This is a genomic window from Variovorax sp. WDL1, from assembly GCF_001541225.1.
Taxonomy (GTDB): Bacteria; Pseudomonadota; Gammaproteobacteria; order Burkholderiales; family Burkholderiaceae_C; genus Variovorax.
Genome location: NZ_LMTS01000232.1, coordinates 410 through 16,199, shown reverse-complemented (window position 1 = coordinate 16,199; position 15,790 = coordinate 410). Strand labels below are relative to the sequence as shown.

Sequence of the window (15,790 nt, the reverse complement as noted above, 5' to 3'; positions counted from 1 at the left end):
CAATCCGGCGCTCCTCACGCAGTCGCTGCAGGACCTGATGCTCCTGGGCCGGGTGTCGCTGGCTGGCCTGGCCGAGGCCCGCCGGCTGATCAACAAGATGGTGATCGAGCTGGCCTGCGAACGCGCCACGGAGGAGGACTTTGTCGCCCTCGAGCGCAACATCGCCGAGATCGAGAGCACCGAGGACCTGCAGCGGCGCGCCGACAAGGGCGTGCGCTTCTTCGGCCTGATCGCCCACGCCACCCGCAACGAAGTGCTGACGATGCTGGTCGATTCGCTGGCGGACATCATCCGCTACGTGATCGAAAGCAACGGCCGCAAGGCTCGCCCGGAGCTGGTCCCGGTGCGCCGCCGCATCCTGAAGGCGCTGCGCGCGCGCGACGCCAAGGCGGCCGCCAAGGGCATGGACGAATACCTGACCATCGTCCAGGAAGGCATGGACGCCGAGCCAATGGCTGCCGTGCCGGCGCCGGCCCGCAGGATCGCCGCCAAGATGGCCCGCTGAGGTGCCCCGCCTGGGCGCGCCGGCTATTGTAAAGGGCTGGGTCGACCGAACCTTCGTCCTACGGCAAGCTGTACGCGAGCACGATGCGCCACGACCGCGGCCTGTTCAAGGGCAAGCGCGTTGCTGTCGGTCACCTGCGGCGGCGGGCCCAGCGAAACCTTCCAGTACAACGGCCGCAACGGGGACATCGACCTTCTTCTCTGGCCGCTCGACTTCAGCCTGTCCCATGTGGGCATGACGGTGTTGAAGCCCGAGGTCCTTTACGGCGTGCAGACCGAGATGCGGCCCAGTGCCTCCGGCGAACTGGCCGAAGTGGTCGATGCCAACACTCAACAGTTCCGGCGCCGGCTGCAGTCCATCGCCGCGTCGCCGGTTGTGTGCGCTTCAACGGCTGGGACGCCCGGGAAGCCGGCCGCCTGAAGCCCGGCGTCGAGGCCACAGCCTGGTCATGAGGGCCAAGAAGGCACCGGCCGTTGAAGCCCACCCATGGCCCCGCCCGTCCTGGCGCGCCCGGATACAGACCCGCATCATGTCGTCGCTGCCCGACATCCGCATGGCGACGTCGACTTCGTGGGCCATGCGTTCTCGGAAGGCGAGCTCAGCGCGGGGCAGTCCTTCGCGCGCAGCCATGCCATCGAGCCGGGCCTCAGATCGCCACGCTCAACAATGCGGCCCGCGACTTTCCCGGGGTCGAGATCCGCACCGACTGCACGGCGGTCTGCCTGCTCCGCGAAGGCGAGGCGGGACGGGTCTCGGGCCTGACCATCGAGGGAGGCGGCGGCCTGTCCGACGTCGTCTCGCGCGGCGGGGTGGTCATTGCAAGCGGCGGGTTCTCGCGGTCCGAGGAGTTCTTTCGGAAGTTCGTGCCCCACCAGGCGCGGAGTCATCTGACTCAAGCCAATAGGCCCCCTCGAAACCCGGGGCGGTTCACTCTCAAGAAAGAACGCGTGTCATACCGACGTCATGGAAAGAGCAACGCCGTGACGCGCGTAATCTGATTGTCAGACATAATGCAACCTTGTTTCGTGAATTGGGGTTGTTACTCCTCATTTTTGGAGGCATAGCGGATGTCGGCGGGCGTGACCTTCGCTTCCTTGAACGCGGCGGGGCCGGAGACTTGCGCCGCGGAGGAGGTCAGGTCGGGGTAGCCGCCGCCCAGCGCCTTGCAGGCTTCCGCGGCGCCGAGGATGTTGATCTGCGGGCGCTTGAGTTCGCGCGCGATCTCGGGGCGCGTGACGATCAGGGCGCCGCCGCCGTCGGTGACGACGCAGCAGTCCATGCGGTGAAGCGGGTCGGCGATCAGCGGCGACTCGACCACGTCGCGCACCGTCACCACCTCCTTGAGCATCGCGTTCGGGTTGTACTGCGCATGGGTGGAGGCGGCCACCTTGATCCACGCCAGTTGCTCCGAGGTAGTGCCGTATTCGTGCATGTGCCGCGCGGCGGCCATGGCATACATGTTCACGGTGTTGGCGCCGAACGGCAGCTCGAAGCCGCGGTCGGGCGCGTCGTCGCCCCAGTTGCGCGCCGTGGTGCCCGAGTTGCCTTCGCTGCGCGGGCGGCCGGCGAGCGTGATGAGCGCGACGTTGCAGCGCCCCGCGGCAATGGCCTGCGCCGCGTGCGAGACGTGGATGAGGTAGCTGGAACCGCCGGCCTCGCTGGAGTCAATGTGCCGGGGGTTCAGCCCCATGTACTCGATCATCGACAGGGGGCCCATGCCCGGTGCGTCGCCGGCGCAGAAGTAGCCGTCGATGTCGTCTTTGGTCAAGCCGGCATCGACCAGTGCGCCGCGCGCACTCTCGGCATGCAACTGCGCCACCGACTTGGCTTTCGCGAGGCGCGCAGGGTGTTCGAACGCGCCTGCGATGCAGGCCTTGCGGTAAATGGTCATGGCGCAGAGGGAACGAAGTAGTACGCATCGGCCGGCGCACCCGCCGGCGGCACACCGAAAGCAAGCTTCAGCGGCATGCCGGTGCGCATCTGCGCGGGCTCGGCGCGCACTTGGGCAAAGAGACGGGGCCCGCTTTCGAAGTCGGCCAGCGCCACGATGTACGGGGTCTTCATGCCGGCGCCGCCGCGGTGGATCTCCGTCCACGAGAACACCTTGGCCTCACCGGCCAGTTCGACGTGCGCGAGGCAGTCATGGCCACAGCGCGAGCACATCGCCGCGATCGGGAAGGTGGTGACGCCGCAGGCTTTGCAGCACTGGGAGAGCAGCTGGGGCCGATCGCCCTGCGTCTGCACGCTGGACGACAGTACGGTAGGAAGGCTCATGAGGAACTCACTTCAAGGAGGTTTCTGAACGTGCCGGCAGGGCGAGGGCCACACGGAACAAACGCCGCCCGCATTCCGCTCAGACCCTGCCCGTGACAGGAATGCCGGCACCAGTGATCGGCGCCGCATCATCGGACAACAAGAAGCGCACCACCCGCGCTAGGGCGTCGGTGGAGACCCATCGGCCGGCATCGGCATCGCCCATGCTCTGGCGATTGGCCGGCGTGTCGATGATGCTGGGCAACACCGCGTTGACGGTGGCGCCATGCGGCTTCAACTCTTCGGCCAGGGCCTCTGTGAGCCGCCGCACGGCGGCCTTGGAGGCGGTGTACGCCCCCATGCCCGATGCGGCGCGCTCCGCCGCGGCGGCGCCGATGTTGACGATGCGTCCGCGGGTGCCGGCCGCCTGCACGTGCAGGCGGGCGGCCAGGCAGGTGTGCACCGCCGTCATCAGGTTGGCGTCCATCATCTGCCGCCAGGCCTGGGGGTTGCTCTCGGCTAGCAGTTCCCACGTGAAGGCACCGGCCAGGTTGACCACCGCGTGCACCGCACCGTAGTGTGCCACCACCGCTTCGACCGCAGACTGCGCAGCCTGCCAGTCGTCGAGGCGGACATTCGCCAGCACATGGTGCTCTGCATCGGCGGCAGGCGCGGCACCGGCATCGATCAACGACAGCTGCCAGCCATCTTGCGCCAGCACGCGCACCACGTCGCGCCCCAGCGCCCCGAATGCTCCGGTGATCAACGCCACGCCGCGCATGCCGTTCTCCGCTCAGTTGGAGACCTTCTCGGCCGTCGACGCAACCGACTTGCGTGCCGATTGGGCCATGCCCCGGTCCAGAGCCACGTTCATGTCAGGCGCCTTCATGCCCAGGCTGTCGAGCACGAGCTGCATCTCGGCGTGGTAGGCCGCGCGCAGCGTGTCGTTCGAGTGCAGCTTCAGGCCCCATTGGCGCCACATCTGGTTGTTGCGCGACTTGGAGCCGCCGAACGACGCCATGAACATCGGGTAGAAGAAATCGTCCACGCGCTGCTGCAGCTCGGCCCGGATCGAACCCTTGCTGCGCTCGAGGGCGTCGCGCACATGCAGGTAACCATAGTTTGAATGGCCCCGCTCGTCTTTCACGACCTGCAACGACACCCGGGCCAATGGACCATACGAGGACTGCACCCACTCGAAGCCCTGGTAGACACCGAAGCGGTCGGCCAGCATGTGGAACAGCGCGCGGTCGACCCAGTCTTCGCGCGGCTGCACGTCCTGGTAGGCGCGGAACACTTCCTGCTCGCGCTTGTAGATGCGCAGCGGGATCTGCGGGTCGAACTCGTTGTAGACCCGGAAGAACTGGTACTGGTGCTTGTACTCCTCCGAGGTGAAGTTGTTCACCCGCAGGCGCGATTCGGCGTCCGGTGCCACGGCCAGCTTGAACTCGTCGATCGTGTAGTACTGGCTTTTCTGGCCAATGGCATCGCGACCGAAGATCGGCAGCATGCATTCGCCGTGAGCGAAGAAGAGCTTCTCCAGCCACTCCTGATACCCCTCGGGCAACTTGGAGCCCGGCTCAAACTGGTACGGCTTGGCCTTGACTTCGACGTCGTTCGCCGCGACGTGCGCCTCGAGGAACATGTCGGGAATGCCGGCCATGAACGATTGCCGGGCCTTGGGCAGCGGGCCGTAGGGCTCGCTGAAATGGCGCTCCATGGACCAAATGAAGTCCCATTTGCGGGCGCCATGCTTCGTGAGGTAGGGCTCGATGGCGTCGGCGAGCTCAAACAGGTCAGCCTGCTCATTCCAGAGCGGGGCCGGAACGTCGTCCAGCGCATAGCAGAGTTGGGGGATAACGTCCGGTGCCGGATACCAGACCATCTGGGCAACGCGCTTATCGATCGCAAACATGATACTCGAGGCTCCTGTGTTGATGTCTTGAAGGCTCATAGTGGATCGTAGATACTTGCACAAGTCAAGCATATTTTCTTCGGGACTTCTACTTACTTGACTGGCTACTTGACCGGCGCAATTATCTGCGCTCCACTTGGCGCTGTCACCATCAGGACCTCACGATGCGCACAACTCTCCTTGGCACCGGCATGACGCGTTTCACGCGCCAGACTGAGCGCACGCCGGAATCCCTGGTTCTCGAAGCCGTGCAGACCGCCCTGCGGGACTCCGGCGCCACCTGGGATTCGGTCGACGCCGTCTTCGGCGGCTCGTTCTATCTGCACGGCGGGCTGTCGCAGCGCCTGCTGCTCAACACGCCGCTGATGGGCAAGCCCATGGTGAACGTGGAGAACGCCTGCGCCAGCGGCGGCACCGCGCTGCGCGAAGCCCTCGCCTGGATCGAGGCCGGCTTCTGCCGTACCGCTCTGGTGTTCGGGGTGGAGACCCTCACGCGCATGGATTCCAGCGCCCTGGGCCCGCCCGAGGAAGACATCTCCGGCTACTTCGGCGCCACCTTCGCCAGCGCGTATGCCCTGAAGGCGCGCCGCCACATGGACCATTACGGCTTGACACGCGAGCAGCTGGCCTCGGTGACCGTCAAGAGCCGCCGGCATGCGGTCCACAACCCGCTCGCGCATTTCCGCGAGCCCACCACGGTGGATGCCGTGCTGGCCACTCCGTCGATCGCCGACCCGCTGACGCGCTCGCAGTGCTGCCCGAACGTGGATGGCGCGGCGGCCGTGATCCTCTCCGCCGACCCGCCCCCGGCCGGCAGCGGCCTGGCGCCGATCCGCATCCTCGCGTCGGCGATGGTGTCGGGCCGCCGCCGCGACCACAGCGATTCGCGGTGGGATGCGGTGCGGCGCGCCGGCCAGGCCGCCTATGCGCAAGCCGGGCTCGGCCCGCAAGACCTCCAGCTGATTGAAGTCCACGACGCATCCACCATCGCCGAGATCACGCATTGCGAAGACCTGGGCCTGTGCGCGGCCGGCGAAGGCGGGGCCTACATCGCCGCGGGCCGTGCATCGATCGGCGGCAACGGCGTGGTAATCAATCCGAGCGGTGGGCTGCTGTCGCGCGGGCATCCGATGGGGGCGTCAGGGCTTGCGCAGATCCACGAGATTGCGACGCAGCTGCGCGGCCGTGCCGGGCCGCGCCAGATCGCCAACGCCAAGACGGCGCTCGCGCACATCATGGGCGGCAACGTCTCGGAACTCGACTCGAACGCCTGCCTCGTTCACATTTTCCAGACCGCATGAGTACATCGATACCCGCCCCGCAGAGCGGCCGGCGCTTTGACAGCTTCACCTTCATAATCGACCAGGCCAAGGTCGACGAACTCTGCTTCGCCCTGCGCGACACTGACCCGCAGTACCGCCCGGGCGCGCGCACGCCGGTGCCGCCGACCTTCCTCAACAGCAGCATCCAGACCCTGGTGACCGGGCGCAACCCGGTGGACGTGCTCGGCATCTCGCGCCGCCAGGCATTGCACGCCGGGCAGGAATACGAGTACCTCGCCCCGCTGTTCGTGGGCGACAGGCTGACCGGGCAGACCACATTGACCGACGTCACCGACAAGCAAGGCCGCAACGGCACCGTGCGCTTCCTGACGTTGGAGACGCGCTTCAGCCGCGACGGCGCGGAAGTCGCGGTCGTGCGCAACCGCGTGGCACAGCGCCTGGGCGCGGCGAAGGAGCAGGCATGATCCGAACCGCCACGCAGGCACGGGCCATCGCGCCGGGCACGCTGGTGTCCTCCGCTCAGGAAAAGCCCCTCACGCGCGTCGAGATCGCCTGGTACATGGTGGCCAGTTATGACCTGAACCCCATTCACGTGGACGAGCCCTTCGCCAAGGAAGCGGGGTTCAAGACCGTCATCGGGCAAGGCATGTTGCCGCTCGGCTATCTCTCGCGCATGCTGGTGGCCGAAGTGGGCTTGGAGCGGCTGCGCGCGCTGTCCGGCGACTTTGTCGGCCTCGTGTTCCCCGGCGACGAACTGACGCTCGAACTGCGGATGGAAGGCCACGCCGAACGCGAAGGCGGCGTGGAGCTCGAATGGTCGCTGACCGCCCTCGGACCGGATGGCAAGCCACGCACCCGCGGACGGGCCCGCTCGTGGCACGCCGAATCAGAAGAAATCTAAAAGACGACACATGACTGCAACACCTGCCGACATCGATCGCTGGAACCGCCTGCGGACCCTGAGCGCCGATGAGGTCAAAGCCCTCCAGCTAAACAACCTGCGCACGCAGATCGGCCGGCTCGAAGCCAACCCGTTCCACGGCCCGCGGCTGCGCGCCGCAGGCGTGAGCGCAGACAGCATCCGCTCGGTCGACGACATCCGCCGGATCCCCACCATGGGCAAGGCCGACGTGCTGGCCGACCTCAACGCCGCGCCGCCCTTCGGCCACCGGCTGGGCATCGACCCGGCGGAGATCCGGGACATCATGACCAGCGGCGGCACCTCCGGCAACGCACCGGAGGTCTACGCTTACAGCGCCGACGACTTGGCGTTCACGACCGACCTCTATGCGATGGACCAGTACTGGAAAGGCGCGCGGGCCGGCGACATCGCGATGATGGTCAGCCACCTGGGCATGCTCACCTCGCCGCCGCTGAACGTGAAAGCGTGGGAGCGCATCGGCCTGGCGGTGCTGCGCGTAGGCCCGAACACGACGGAAGAACGCGTGGCCACGTTCGCCCGCTTCCGCCCCAACATCCTGAAGCTGCCGTATGCCTATAGCCTGCGCTTCATCGACGCGCTGCGCAGCGCCGGCATCGACCCGAAGACCGGGCGCGGCATGAAGTTCCTGTTCGTCTCCGGCGGCGCCTACCCGATCGAGTTCGCCGCGGCCATCGAAGAATTCTTCGGCGCCAAGATGCACGAGGTGTTCGGCTGCAGCCAGGCCGGCGCCGTGACCGCGGGCACCTGCGAACACGGCGTGCTCAATGGCAACCAGCGCGGCGTGATGCACTGCTACGACCATGCCTTCGTGACCGAGGTGCTGGACCCGAACACCGGCGAACACGTCAAGCCCGGTGAAGAAGGCGAGCTCACCCTCACGCAACTGTGGCGGCAGGCCTCGCCCGTGCTGCGCTACCGCATGGGCGACCGCGTGCGCTACATGGGCATCGGCCAGTGTCGATGCGGCATGCAGCTCACTGCGCTGGAAACCGGCACGGTCGCCCGCTACGACGACATGCTGCGCATCAAGGGCGTCAACCTCTGGACGCATGAGCTCGACGCGCACATCCTCGCCATACCCGGCGTCGACGAATTCAACGGCGCAGTGCTGCTCGATGCGCGCGGCAAGGAGTGCGTGGCGCTTCGGGTCGAGATCCGCGCGGATGCCGATGCTGCGAACGTCGCCAGCACGCTGGCCGCGAGCCTCAAGCGCGAATTCCACATCGCCATGGACGTGGAGATCGTTCCGCACGGCACGGTGCAGCGTTTCGAGCTGAAGCAGCGGCGATGGCGCGACGATCGCTCGGCACGCCTCGCACTGGCCGGCGCCTCGCCTGGCCAGGCCGCCGCCGCATAGGAAAGAAGAATGGAATAGACATCGCAGTTGCTGGAGGCAAGGTGGTCATCGTCACCGGTGCCGGGGCGGCATCGGCCGCGACATTGCACTGGCGGCAGCCCGTGAAGGCGTCGTCAACGACATCGGCGCCAGCCTCAGCGGCGACGGCGACGGCAGCGACGGCCCCGCACAAGCCGTCGTGTGCGACCTCCGCGCCGCGGGCGGGAACGCCGCGGCCAGCTGCGACAGCGTGTCCGACGCCACGAGCGCCGCGCGCAGCCGGCGACACTTCAGCGCAGGCGGCAGGGCCTGCTGGAAGCGCGGCAGCGCCCGCTCGAAAGCAGGCCGAATCGCTGGATGGCATCCACCGCGTGGTGCAGGCCATCGCCGACAGCGACGTGCTGGTGATCGCAGCCGTCGAAGAGGCCGCGGCCGGAGCCGGCCTCTCGCTGGTTCTGGGCTGCGACCTGGTCGTGGCCGGCGCGTCCTCGCGCTTCGCGATGTCGCATGTGCGTGTGGGGCTGTCCCCCGATGCCGGGGGCAACTGGTGGGCGGCGCACCACATGCCGCGCCAGGCTGCTGCCGAACTGCTGCTCGAAGGCACGGGGTGGCCGGTGTCCCGCATGCACGCGCTGGGCCTGGTCAACGAAATCACCACCGACGGCCACGCGCTCGAAGCCGCGTTGTCGCTCGCTGCGCAGTTCCAGCTGCGCTCTCCCCACGCGGTCGCGCGCATCAAGGCCCTGCTCCGAGGCGCCCGCAACGGGTCGGACCTGATGGCGCAACGGCAGGCCAAGAAGGAATCCTTCCTGGATTGCCTCGCACATGCAGACTCGGGCGAGGCGATCTCCGCATTCCTCGAAAAGCGCGCGCCGCGCTTCCAGCCCCCGGGAGACTGAAGTGATCAACAAACTGATGGCATCGCCGGAAACGGCGTTGCACGACGTGCCCGATGGCGCCACGGTCATGATCGGCGGCTTCGGCACCGCCGGGCTGCCGCCGGAGCTGATCGACGCCCTTGCTGGCGCAAGGCGCGCGCGAGCTCACGATCGTCAACAACAACGAGCACGCGCTGCACCCCGACTACGCCCTCATCCGCGCCGAATGCGGCGACCGCTGGGGCGACCTGCTGTACCGCAAGACCGCGCGCAACTTCGGGCCCATCATGGCCACGGCAGCGCGCATCACGGTGGCCACGGTCCACCGTGTGGCCGAGTCTCGGCGAGATCGATCCCGAGCATGTCGTCACGCCGGGCCTGTATGTCCAGCGTGTCGTGCCGGTCGCGCAGGTGCAGACCGCCGGCGCCAGATTTCGAAAGGAAGCTCCATGAAGCGCTGGTCCCGTGAAGAGATGGCGCGTCTCGTGGCGCGCAACATTCCCAGCGGCTCGACCGTCAACCTCGGCATCGGCCTGCCCACCACCGTGGCGCGGCATGTGCCCGCCGAGCGAGAGGTGCTGCTGCACAGCGAGAACGGCGTGCTCGGCATCACCGCACTGCCGGCGGGCGAAACGCCGGACTACGACCTCATCAACGCCAGCAAGGAGCCCGTCTCCCTGCGCGCCCGGGCGGCTCGTACTTCCACCACGCGGACAGCTTCGCGATGATGCGCGGCGGCCACGTCGACATCTGCGTGCTCGGCGCCTTCCAGGTGTCGGTGCGCGGTGACCTCGCCAACTGGCACACGGGCGAGGCCGATGCGATCCCCGCCGTGGGTGGGGCGATGGACCTGGCCAGCGGCGCGCGGCGCACCTACGTGATGATCGAGCTGCTCACCAAGAGCGGGCAGAGCAAGATCGCCGAACGCTGCACCTACGCACTGACCGGCGCCGAGTGCGTCAGCCGCGTCTACACCGACCTCGCGGTGATCGAGGTCACGCCACAAGGCTTGGTGGTGCTCGACCGCGTGGAAGGCCTCACGCTGGCCGAACTCTCGGCACTCGCCGGCGTGCCCTTGCGCGAGCCGTCTTCCAACGTCGGCACGCGGTGAACCCCGCGCGCCCCGGGCGTCCGTCCCGGCTCACCGCTTGCCGGCGGGGCGAGCGCTGCGGCGAGGCGGGCTTTCTTCTCGCGCCAGATCGGCCTTCAAGGCGCTGGCCAATGCATCCAGCCCCGTGAACAGCGCGTCTTTCTGAGCGTTGGTCAGCACCGACAGGAACGTGTTGTTGCAGGCCATCGCTGCCGTCCACAGCTTGCGCTGCAGGGCCTTGCCCGAGGGCGTCAGCAGCAGGTTCACCTGGCGGCCGTCGTCGGTGGGGGTCTTCACCACATGGCCGAGTTCGCACATGCGGCTCACCAGCCGGCTCGCCTGTCCGAAGTCGATCCCGGCCTGTTTGGACAGTGCTTTCACGGACAGCGGGGCGTACGTGTGAACCAGCACGAGTACGCGCCACTCGGGGCCGGTGAGGTCGGAGAGCGGGCCGAACCGCTTCAACTGCGCCCGCGAGAGCAGGCTGGACACCACGGAGAGTCGGTACGACAGCAACTGTTGCAGGCCGGGCATGCCGGCATCGTGCTGAATCAGGTCCGAAACGATCGGCATGCAAGGCTCCAATGCGAATGAGACGCAAGTATATTTGATCGGCGCAAGCTACTTGGGCGGCGCCGGTCTCTCGGACCTGCGCAAGATGCTCGAGCAAGGCAGACGCCATACGGGGCAATGGCGCATGGCGCGCGCTGACGATCTTGATCTGGCGCGGTGCCCAGGCATCGGTCAGATGCACGACCTTCAAGCGCATCGTCTTCTGATACCGCAGCGCCGACGTCTTGGGAATGATGCCCACCACCCCGGCCTCCACCCGGCAGGCAGATCGATTCGACGCTCCCCACCTGAACGCGAAACACCAGCTGCCGGCTCGCGGCACGCGCCAGCGGCGGCAGGAAGCCCGCCAACGCGCTGCCTTCGGCGAGCGAGATGTGCGGCTCGTCCAGTGTCTCGACGAAGGGATGACGTCGCGCCCGGCGAGCGCATAGCCATGCGGCACCACCAGAACCAGCTCGTCGCCGACTAAGTCGCGCACGTCCAGGTCGGTCGTGTCGACGCTGCCGGCCACCAGCCCTATGTCGGCCAGCGACGCTCGGATGGCCATCACGATCTCCTCGCTGAGCCGCTCATGCAGGTCGACGCTCGCCCCGGGGTGGCTCGCCAGAAAACCGGCCAAGGCCACAGGCAGCGCACCCGAGATCGACGTCGTGTTCGCAAAGATCCGCACATGGCCCTTCGTGCCGGCCGAGAACTCCGTGATCTCGGATCGCAGGTGGTCGACCTCCATCAGCACCCGCCGCGCGTGATGCAGCATGGCCTCGACGGCGGGATTGAGCTCCACGCCCTGGGGCTTGCGGTGCAGGAGCTTGGTGCCGACGCTTTCTTCGAGCTGATTGATCCGAAGGCTGGCCGCGGCAAAACAAGCATGCGCGCTCCGCGCCGCGGCGCAAGTTGCGCTCTTCGGCAACGATGACGAACAAGCGCAGGTCGGTCAGGTCGAAATGCACGGGGCGCGATGGGATGCGGGTGTCCAAGACGGCAGATTATGCCCCGGCAGGCCCCATCGCCTGCACGCCGAGGTACTTGCGCGTCGAATGCACGCACCCGCGCGTGCGCTCAGGCCGCCGAAGGCAGCAGGCGCCCCACTTTCGGCAGATCGGCCATTCGCCATGCGGTATTCACCAGCGCGTCCATCTCCGACACGGAAGTCCCGTCGCCATACGCCGCGGAGCTGGCGCGCCTTGTATTCGAGTTCCTGGCGGCTGAGCGTGTTGCCCGGGTCGCCTTTGGGTTCGTCGACGCGCGCTCGCAGGGTGCGACCGTCGTGCGTGGTCACCATCACTTTTCTGATCAAGCGCTTCGGGTATTCGCGCTCCACCTCCGCGTCCAGCACCATGCGCACGCGGTTGCGCACCGCCACCACGCCCGGCTCCTGGAAATGCGCGTCGAATTCCTGCAGCCCCGCACGGTCGAACACCGCACTCAAGCCCAGCAATGTGCCCATTGAAAACTTGCTCTGGTGCACCGTGCCAGGGTCTGTCACCGGGCCGAGCACATCCAGCGCGCCCTGGTGCACTTGCGCCGTGACATCCTGCAGATCCGCGAACTTCAGGCCGTGCTGGCGCATCAAGGCCTGCAGCGCATCTGCGGCCGGATGCGTGTGGCGGCATGACGCGTGGAACTTGAACGAGGTCTCCGCCAGCGCCCAGCGCGTTGCGAGGCCGTCCGTGCGGCGACGGGGATCGGCGTCCGTCGACATGCCGGCGGCCATGCCTTGCTCGCCTTCCAGAATGCGTGACGCACCGGTGAAGCCACGCTGGGCCAGCATCGCCGCCAGCATCCCGTCGAACGCGGCCTTGGCGGTGTGCAGCTGCTTGCTGTCCGCCGCATCGCGCAGGAACTCCCACAAGCCGGCCGCCTGCGTGCCGGCGGAACCGAATGCATGCAGCATCTGTCCGGCATCGAGGCGCAGCAGGCGCCCCGCCGTCGCTGCCGCAGCCACCGTGCCGGCCGTGGCCATCGTGTGGAAGAAGCGGTAGTGCGAGCGCCCGAGAAACTCGCTCACGCGGATGCCGACCTCGTAGCCCGCCACCGCCACCGCTGCCGCCACCGCTGCCGTCATCAAGTCCTTGCCCGACGCGCCCAGTGACTGCGCCAGCGCGAGCGCCGGCGGGAACACGACGGCAGCCGGGGTGGAACACCGAGCCGTTGTGAACGTCGTCCTACTCGCCCACATGCGATGCCGCCGCATTCACCAACGCCGCGAACGCGGGCGAGCTGCTGCCGCGGTTGATCAGGATCTCGGCCTGGCCGCCGGCAGGCGCGATGGCACGCGCCACGTCCAGAATGGCCCGCACCGGCGGCGCGTTGCGCCCCGCCAGCACGGAGCCGCTCCAGTCGAGGAACAGGTCTTCCGCGCGCCGCACCGCGGCATCGGGAATCGTGTCGAACGCAAGCTCGGCCGCGAACGCCGCCAGCTGTTCTCCGGGACGATCGGTCAAGCAAGGACTTCATCAAGAGGGACGCGGCACGCCAGGTCGAAGCCGTTCTGCACGACGACCCCCGCACCCGCGGCCTGGCCGTCCGGCAACGGGCGGGCGTTCGGGTGCTTCAGGTCCAGGGTGACGCTTTCCTTCGACCGATTGGCCCCACCGAAGTACGAAGACTGGCCCGGCACGCGCTCATCGCAACGGCGCGCGAAATCATCCCCCTCGGTGCGCTCGATCTCGATGACGCGCGCGCCTTGATCTGCAAGGTGGCGCGTGCACAGCGGAGCGGCGACAGCGTGTTCTAGAGAGAGAACTTTGATTCCGTCAAGAGGGAGAGTGATCATGGGCACGCATAAGATGCGGGCCCACAATGTCCATGATACTTGACTCGCGCAATTTGTTCTGGCAAACAGGGTGTTCGCGATTCTTGTACTGTCCGGCGACCTTGAGATGGGCCACGATGCCCCACAAGCCTCGCATCGCCACAACATTGAATGTCGGAGTACGAATGCCAGTCACCCAACACCCCCTCCACAGATCCGTACGTGCGGAGCTACCGCATACGGCTCCTGCCTTGGGTCGTGACGATCAGACGCTGGCTCGGGTACGGATGGTAGATGCGTGGGGCAGGCAACCAGTGGGCGACGAGCTTGTGCATGCGCTTCCATGCGACCTGCTTGCCCTGGCTGCGGCGACACAGCGTGCGATGCCACAGCCGGGCAACCTGGAAGCGGAAGGCCTGGATGCGTACCCCGTTGCAGGGCACGCCGAAGTAGCGCGCATGGCCTCCCACCACCGCCCGCAGGTACTCGCCCTGCTCGGCAATGGGCCGGTGCATACGCCTTCGCAACTCGTCCTTGACTGCGTGCAGCTTGGCACGCAGTCGCTTGCTGCTGGTCAGCCTCAGGACCATGAACTTGCCCTTCCTGGTGGTGCCACAGCAGTGCGTGAAGCCCAGGAAGTCAAAGGTCTCGGGCTTACCCTGCCCCCGGCCGCGTCGGTTCTCGCGGGCGAAGCGCCCGAACTCGATCAGCCGCGTCTTGGTGGCGTTGAGCGCCAGCCCGAAGCTCTTGAGCCGCTGGCTCACCTCACGCTCGAAGCGCTCGGCCTCGCCGCGATTCTCGAAGCCGGCGACCCAGTCATCGGCATAGCGCACGATGACCATGTCGCCTCGGGCGCAACGTCTTCGCCACTGCTCACTCCACAGGTCCAGCGCGTAGTGCAGGTAGATGTTCGCGAGCAGCGGACTGATGCTGCCGCCCTGGACCGTCCCTATGTCATTGCGCCGGACCTGCCCGTCTTCCAGCACGCCCGCGTGCAGCCATTTCTTGATCAGCCGCACCACGCGCGCGTCAGCCACGCGGTTCTCGATGAACTTCACCAGCCAGCCCCATTCGATGGTGTCGAAGAACTTGCTGATGTCCGCATCGAGGATCCAGTTCACTTTCCTGAACGTCACTCCCACCGCCACGGCGTCGAGCGCGTTGTGCGCACTCTTGCCGGGCCTGAACCCGTAGCTGAAGCCCTTGAAGTCCTGCTCGTAGATGGCGTTGAGCACTTCGACGGTGGCGCGCTGGACGATCTTGTCCTCCAGCACCCGCACGCCCAGCGGGCGTTTGCTGCCGTCGGCCTTATCGATGTACGCCCTCTTCACAGGCTGGGGTCGATAGCCACCTCGTCCCAGCCGGTACGACAGGTCCAGCAGGTTGGCCTGCAAGTCCTGTCCATAGCTGGCCCAGGTCTGGCCATCGACTCCGGCGGCGGCATCGCGCTTGAGCGCGAAGTAGGCCGCCTGGAGCCGCTCGGGTTGGTAGATGTGGTTCATCAGGGTCGTGAACTTCGCTCCCGGACGGCCTCTTGCCGTCTGTCGTATACCGTCCAGCGCGGTTTGCATGCCATAGGCCCGCATCGATCTGCGGGACATGCGCTGCTGAACGGCATTTCCCTTGGCTCGCAGCCTTCCCTCCACCGCCTCCGCCGCCACGGGGATTGCACCCGCAGCCTTGTTCGGCAGTTTCTTCGGTACTACGCCGCGATCCGACTTCCCGCGTCCGTGGCTCATCGTCGTATGCCCTCGGGCTTCACGATGCGCTCTGCCGCCGCTGTCGCCTCCCGGCGGGGCGCAGAAGGTCGCGGGATCTCCCGGTTCCCGTGCGAGATGTTTCCGCGCATGCGCGGGGTCTGTGACCGCGCGGGGTCCGAAGCTGCCAAGCCATTGCGGCAGCTCCGGTGTGGTCTTCGGAATGTCTCCACATCCTCGGCACCCCGGACTTCCCGCGACCGAAGTCGCGGGGCATGGATTACGCGGCTCGATACCCGGCCTGCGCGTACCCCTGTCAACGCTTCGCCCTCACCCTCGCGGGTGATGACGCATGACTCGGGGCCGCCGTAGCTGGCTAACGTATGACTCTTTCATTCACAACATCTCGTCGGTTTTGACCGGCTCACGGAGATGGTATGGACGCCTCCCAACTGCTGACCGACTACGAAGTGCTGGGGGGTGAATGAAGGGGGCCTCGCAGTCGACGGCATCGAGTGCCAAAGTGGAAGCACTTTCAGACCGAGGCCCCGAAATGGATTGA

Annotated in this window: 12 protein-coding genes and 8 pseudogenes; 11 read left to right on the top strand and 9 right to left on the bottom strand. The window is 67.0% G+C overall.

Annotated elements, in window-relative coordinates; all coding sequences use genetic code 11:
- From APY03_RS28090 to APY03_RS45745, 3 genes are all read left to right on the top strand, one after another.
- Nucleotides 1-505 (top strand): FadR/GntR family transcriptional regulator (locus APY03_RS28090; RefSeq protein ID WP_198161317.1); only part of this gene is annotated, 505 nt, incomplete at its 5' end.
- Nucleotides 506-625: 120 nt separating this feature from the next.
- Nucleotides 626-925: an NAD(P)H-dependent oxidoreductase gene (locus APY03_RS28085; protein ID WP_068682107.1), complete on the top strand. Its 300-nt coding sequence runs from the start codon at nucleotides 626-628 to the stop codon at nucleotides 923-925.
- A 53-nt stretch (nucleotides 926-978) separates the two neighbouring features.
- On the top strand, nucleotides 979-1,503 hold the full coding sequence (locus APY03_RS45745) for an FAD-binding protein (RefSeq protein ID WP_146039725.1): 525 nt from the start codon (nucleotides 979-981) through the stop codon (nucleotides 1,501-1,503).
- A 56-nt stretch (nucleotides 1,504-1,559) separates the two neighbouring features.
- On the opposite strand, the pseudogene APY03_RS28080 reads toward APY03_RS45745, so the two are convergent.
- The 4 genes and pseudogenes from APY03_RS28080 to APY03_RS28065 all read right to left on the bottom strand — a co-directional run.
- A pseudogene (locus APY03_RS28080) lies at nucleotides 1,560-2,396 on the bottom strand (thiolase domain-containing protein); the annotation flags it as partial.
- The gene (locus tag APY03_RS28075) at nucleotides 2,393-2,779 is read right to left on the bottom strand and encodes a Zn-ribbon domain-containing OB-fold protein (protein ID WP_068682105.1); all 387 of its coding nucleotides are present in this window, start codon (nucleotides 2,777-2,779) and stop codon (nucleotides 2,393-2,395) included. The pseudogene APY03_RS28080 and the gene APY03_RS28075, both read right to left, overlap by 4 nt.
- A gap of 79 nt (nucleotides 2,780-2,858) precedes the next feature.
- Nucleotides 2,859-3,539, bottom strand: a complete 681-nt coding sequence (locus APY03_RS28070; RefSeq protein WP_068682103.1) for an SDR family NAD(P)-dependent oxidoreductase — start codon at nucleotides 3,537-3,539, stop codon at nucleotides 2,859-2,861.
- 12 nt (nucleotides 3,540-3,551) lie between these two features.
- Nucleotides 3,552-4,673, bottom strand: coding sequence for a Phenylacetic acid catabolic protein (locus APY03_RS28065; protein ID WP_068682101.1), 1,122 nt, complete (start codon nucleotides 4,671-4,673; stop codon nucleotides 3,552-3,554).
- 164 nt (nucleotides 4,674-4,837) lie between these two features.
- Between APY03_RS28065 and APY03_RS28060 the strand changes: the two genes are divergently transcribed.
- From APY03_RS28060 to APY03_RS28035, 8 genes and pseudogenes are all read left to right on the top strand, one after another.
- Nucleotides 4,838-5,974 (top strand): thiolase family protein, encoded by a 1,137-nt coding sequence (locus APY03_RS28060; RefSeq protein ID WP_068682099.1) that lies wholly within the window; start codon nucleotides 4,838-4,840, stop codon nucleotides 5,972-5,974.
- Nucleotides 5,971-6,420 carry an FAS1-like dehydratase domain-containing protein gene (locus APY03_RS28055; RefSeq protein WP_068682097.1) on the top strand — a complete coding sequence of 150 codons (450 nt, stop codon included), beginning with the start codon at nucleotides 5,971-5,973 and terminating at the stop codon, nucleotides 6,418-6,420. The genes APY03_RS28060 and APY03_RS28055 overlap by 4 nt, the downstream gene beginning before the upstream one ends.
- Nucleotides 6,417-6,857: a MaoC family dehydratase gene (locus APY03_RS28050; RefSeq protein WP_068682095.1), complete on the top strand. Its 441-nt coding sequence runs from the start codon at nucleotides 6,417-6,419 to the stop codon at nucleotides 6,855-6,857. Before APY03_RS28055 ends, APY03_RS28050 begins: the two co-directional genes overlap by 4 nt.
- Nucleotides 6,858-6,867: 10 nt before the next feature.
- On the top strand, nucleotides 6,868-8,256 hold the full coding sequence (locus APY03_RS28045; RefSeq protein ID WP_068682093.1) for a phenylacetate--CoA ligase family protein: 1,389 nt from the start codon (nucleotides 6,868-6,870) through the stop codon (nucleotides 8,254-8,256).
- A 20-nt stretch (nucleotides 8,257-8,276) separates the two neighbouring features.
- Nucleotides 8,277-8,512: pseudogene (locus tag APY03_RS44665) on the top strand (3-hydroxyacyl-CoA dehydrogenase); the annotation flags it as partial.
- A gap of 70 nt (nucleotides 8,513-8,582) precedes the next feature.
- Nucleotides 8,583-9,134: pseudogene (locus APY03_RS42780) on the top strand (enoyl-CoA hydratase-related protein); the annotation flags it as partial.
- A gap of 1 nt (nucleotide 9,135) precedes the next feature.
- A pseudogene (locus tag APY03_RS40700) lies at nucleotides 9,136-9,566 on the top strand (CoA-transferase).
- Nucleotides 9,563-10,224, top strand: a pseudogene (locus APY03_RS28035) (3-oxoacid CoA-transferase subunit B). The pseudogenes APY03_RS40700 and APY03_RS28035 overlap by 4 nt, the downstream one beginning before the upstream one ends.
- Nucleotides 10,225-10,254: 30 nt before the next feature.
- On the opposite strand, the gene APY03_RS28030 reads toward APY03_RS28035, so the two are convergent.
- The 5 genes and pseudogenes from APY03_RS28030 to ltrA all read right to left on the bottom strand — a co-directional run bounded on the left by APY03_RS28030 (nucleotide 10,255) and on the right by ltrA (nucleotide 15,033).
- The gene (locus APY03_RS28030) at nucleotides 10,255-10,737 is read right to left on the bottom strand and encodes a MarR family winged helix-turn-helix transcriptional regulator (protein WP_198161316.1); all 483 of its coding nucleotides are present in this window, start codon (nucleotides 10,735-10,737) and stop codon (nucleotides 10,255-10,257) included.
- Nucleotides 10,738-10,909: 172 nt separating this feature from the next.
- Nucleotides 10,910-11,686: pseudogene (locus APY03_RS45740) on the bottom strand (LysR substrate-binding domain-containing protein); the annotation flags it as partial.
- Between the two features lie 149 nt (nucleotides 11,687-11,835).
- Nucleotides 11,836-13,220, bottom strand: a pseudogene (locus APY03_RS45415) (MmgE/PrpD family protein).
- Nucleotides 13,221-13,264: 44 nt separating this feature from the next.
- Nucleotides 13,265-13,552 (bottom strand): annotated as a pseudogene (locus APY03_RS28015) (CoA transferase); the annotation flags it as partial.
- A gap of 209 nt (nucleotides 13,553-13,761) precedes the next feature.
- Nucleotides 13,762-15,033, bottom strand: coding sequence for a group II intron reverse transcriptase/maturase (gene ltrA / locus APY03_RS28010; protein WP_443082849.1), 1,272 nt, complete (start codon nucleotides 15,031-15,033; stop codon nucleotides 13,762-13,764).
- Between the last annotated feature and the right edge of the window lie 757 nt (nucleotides 15,034-15,790).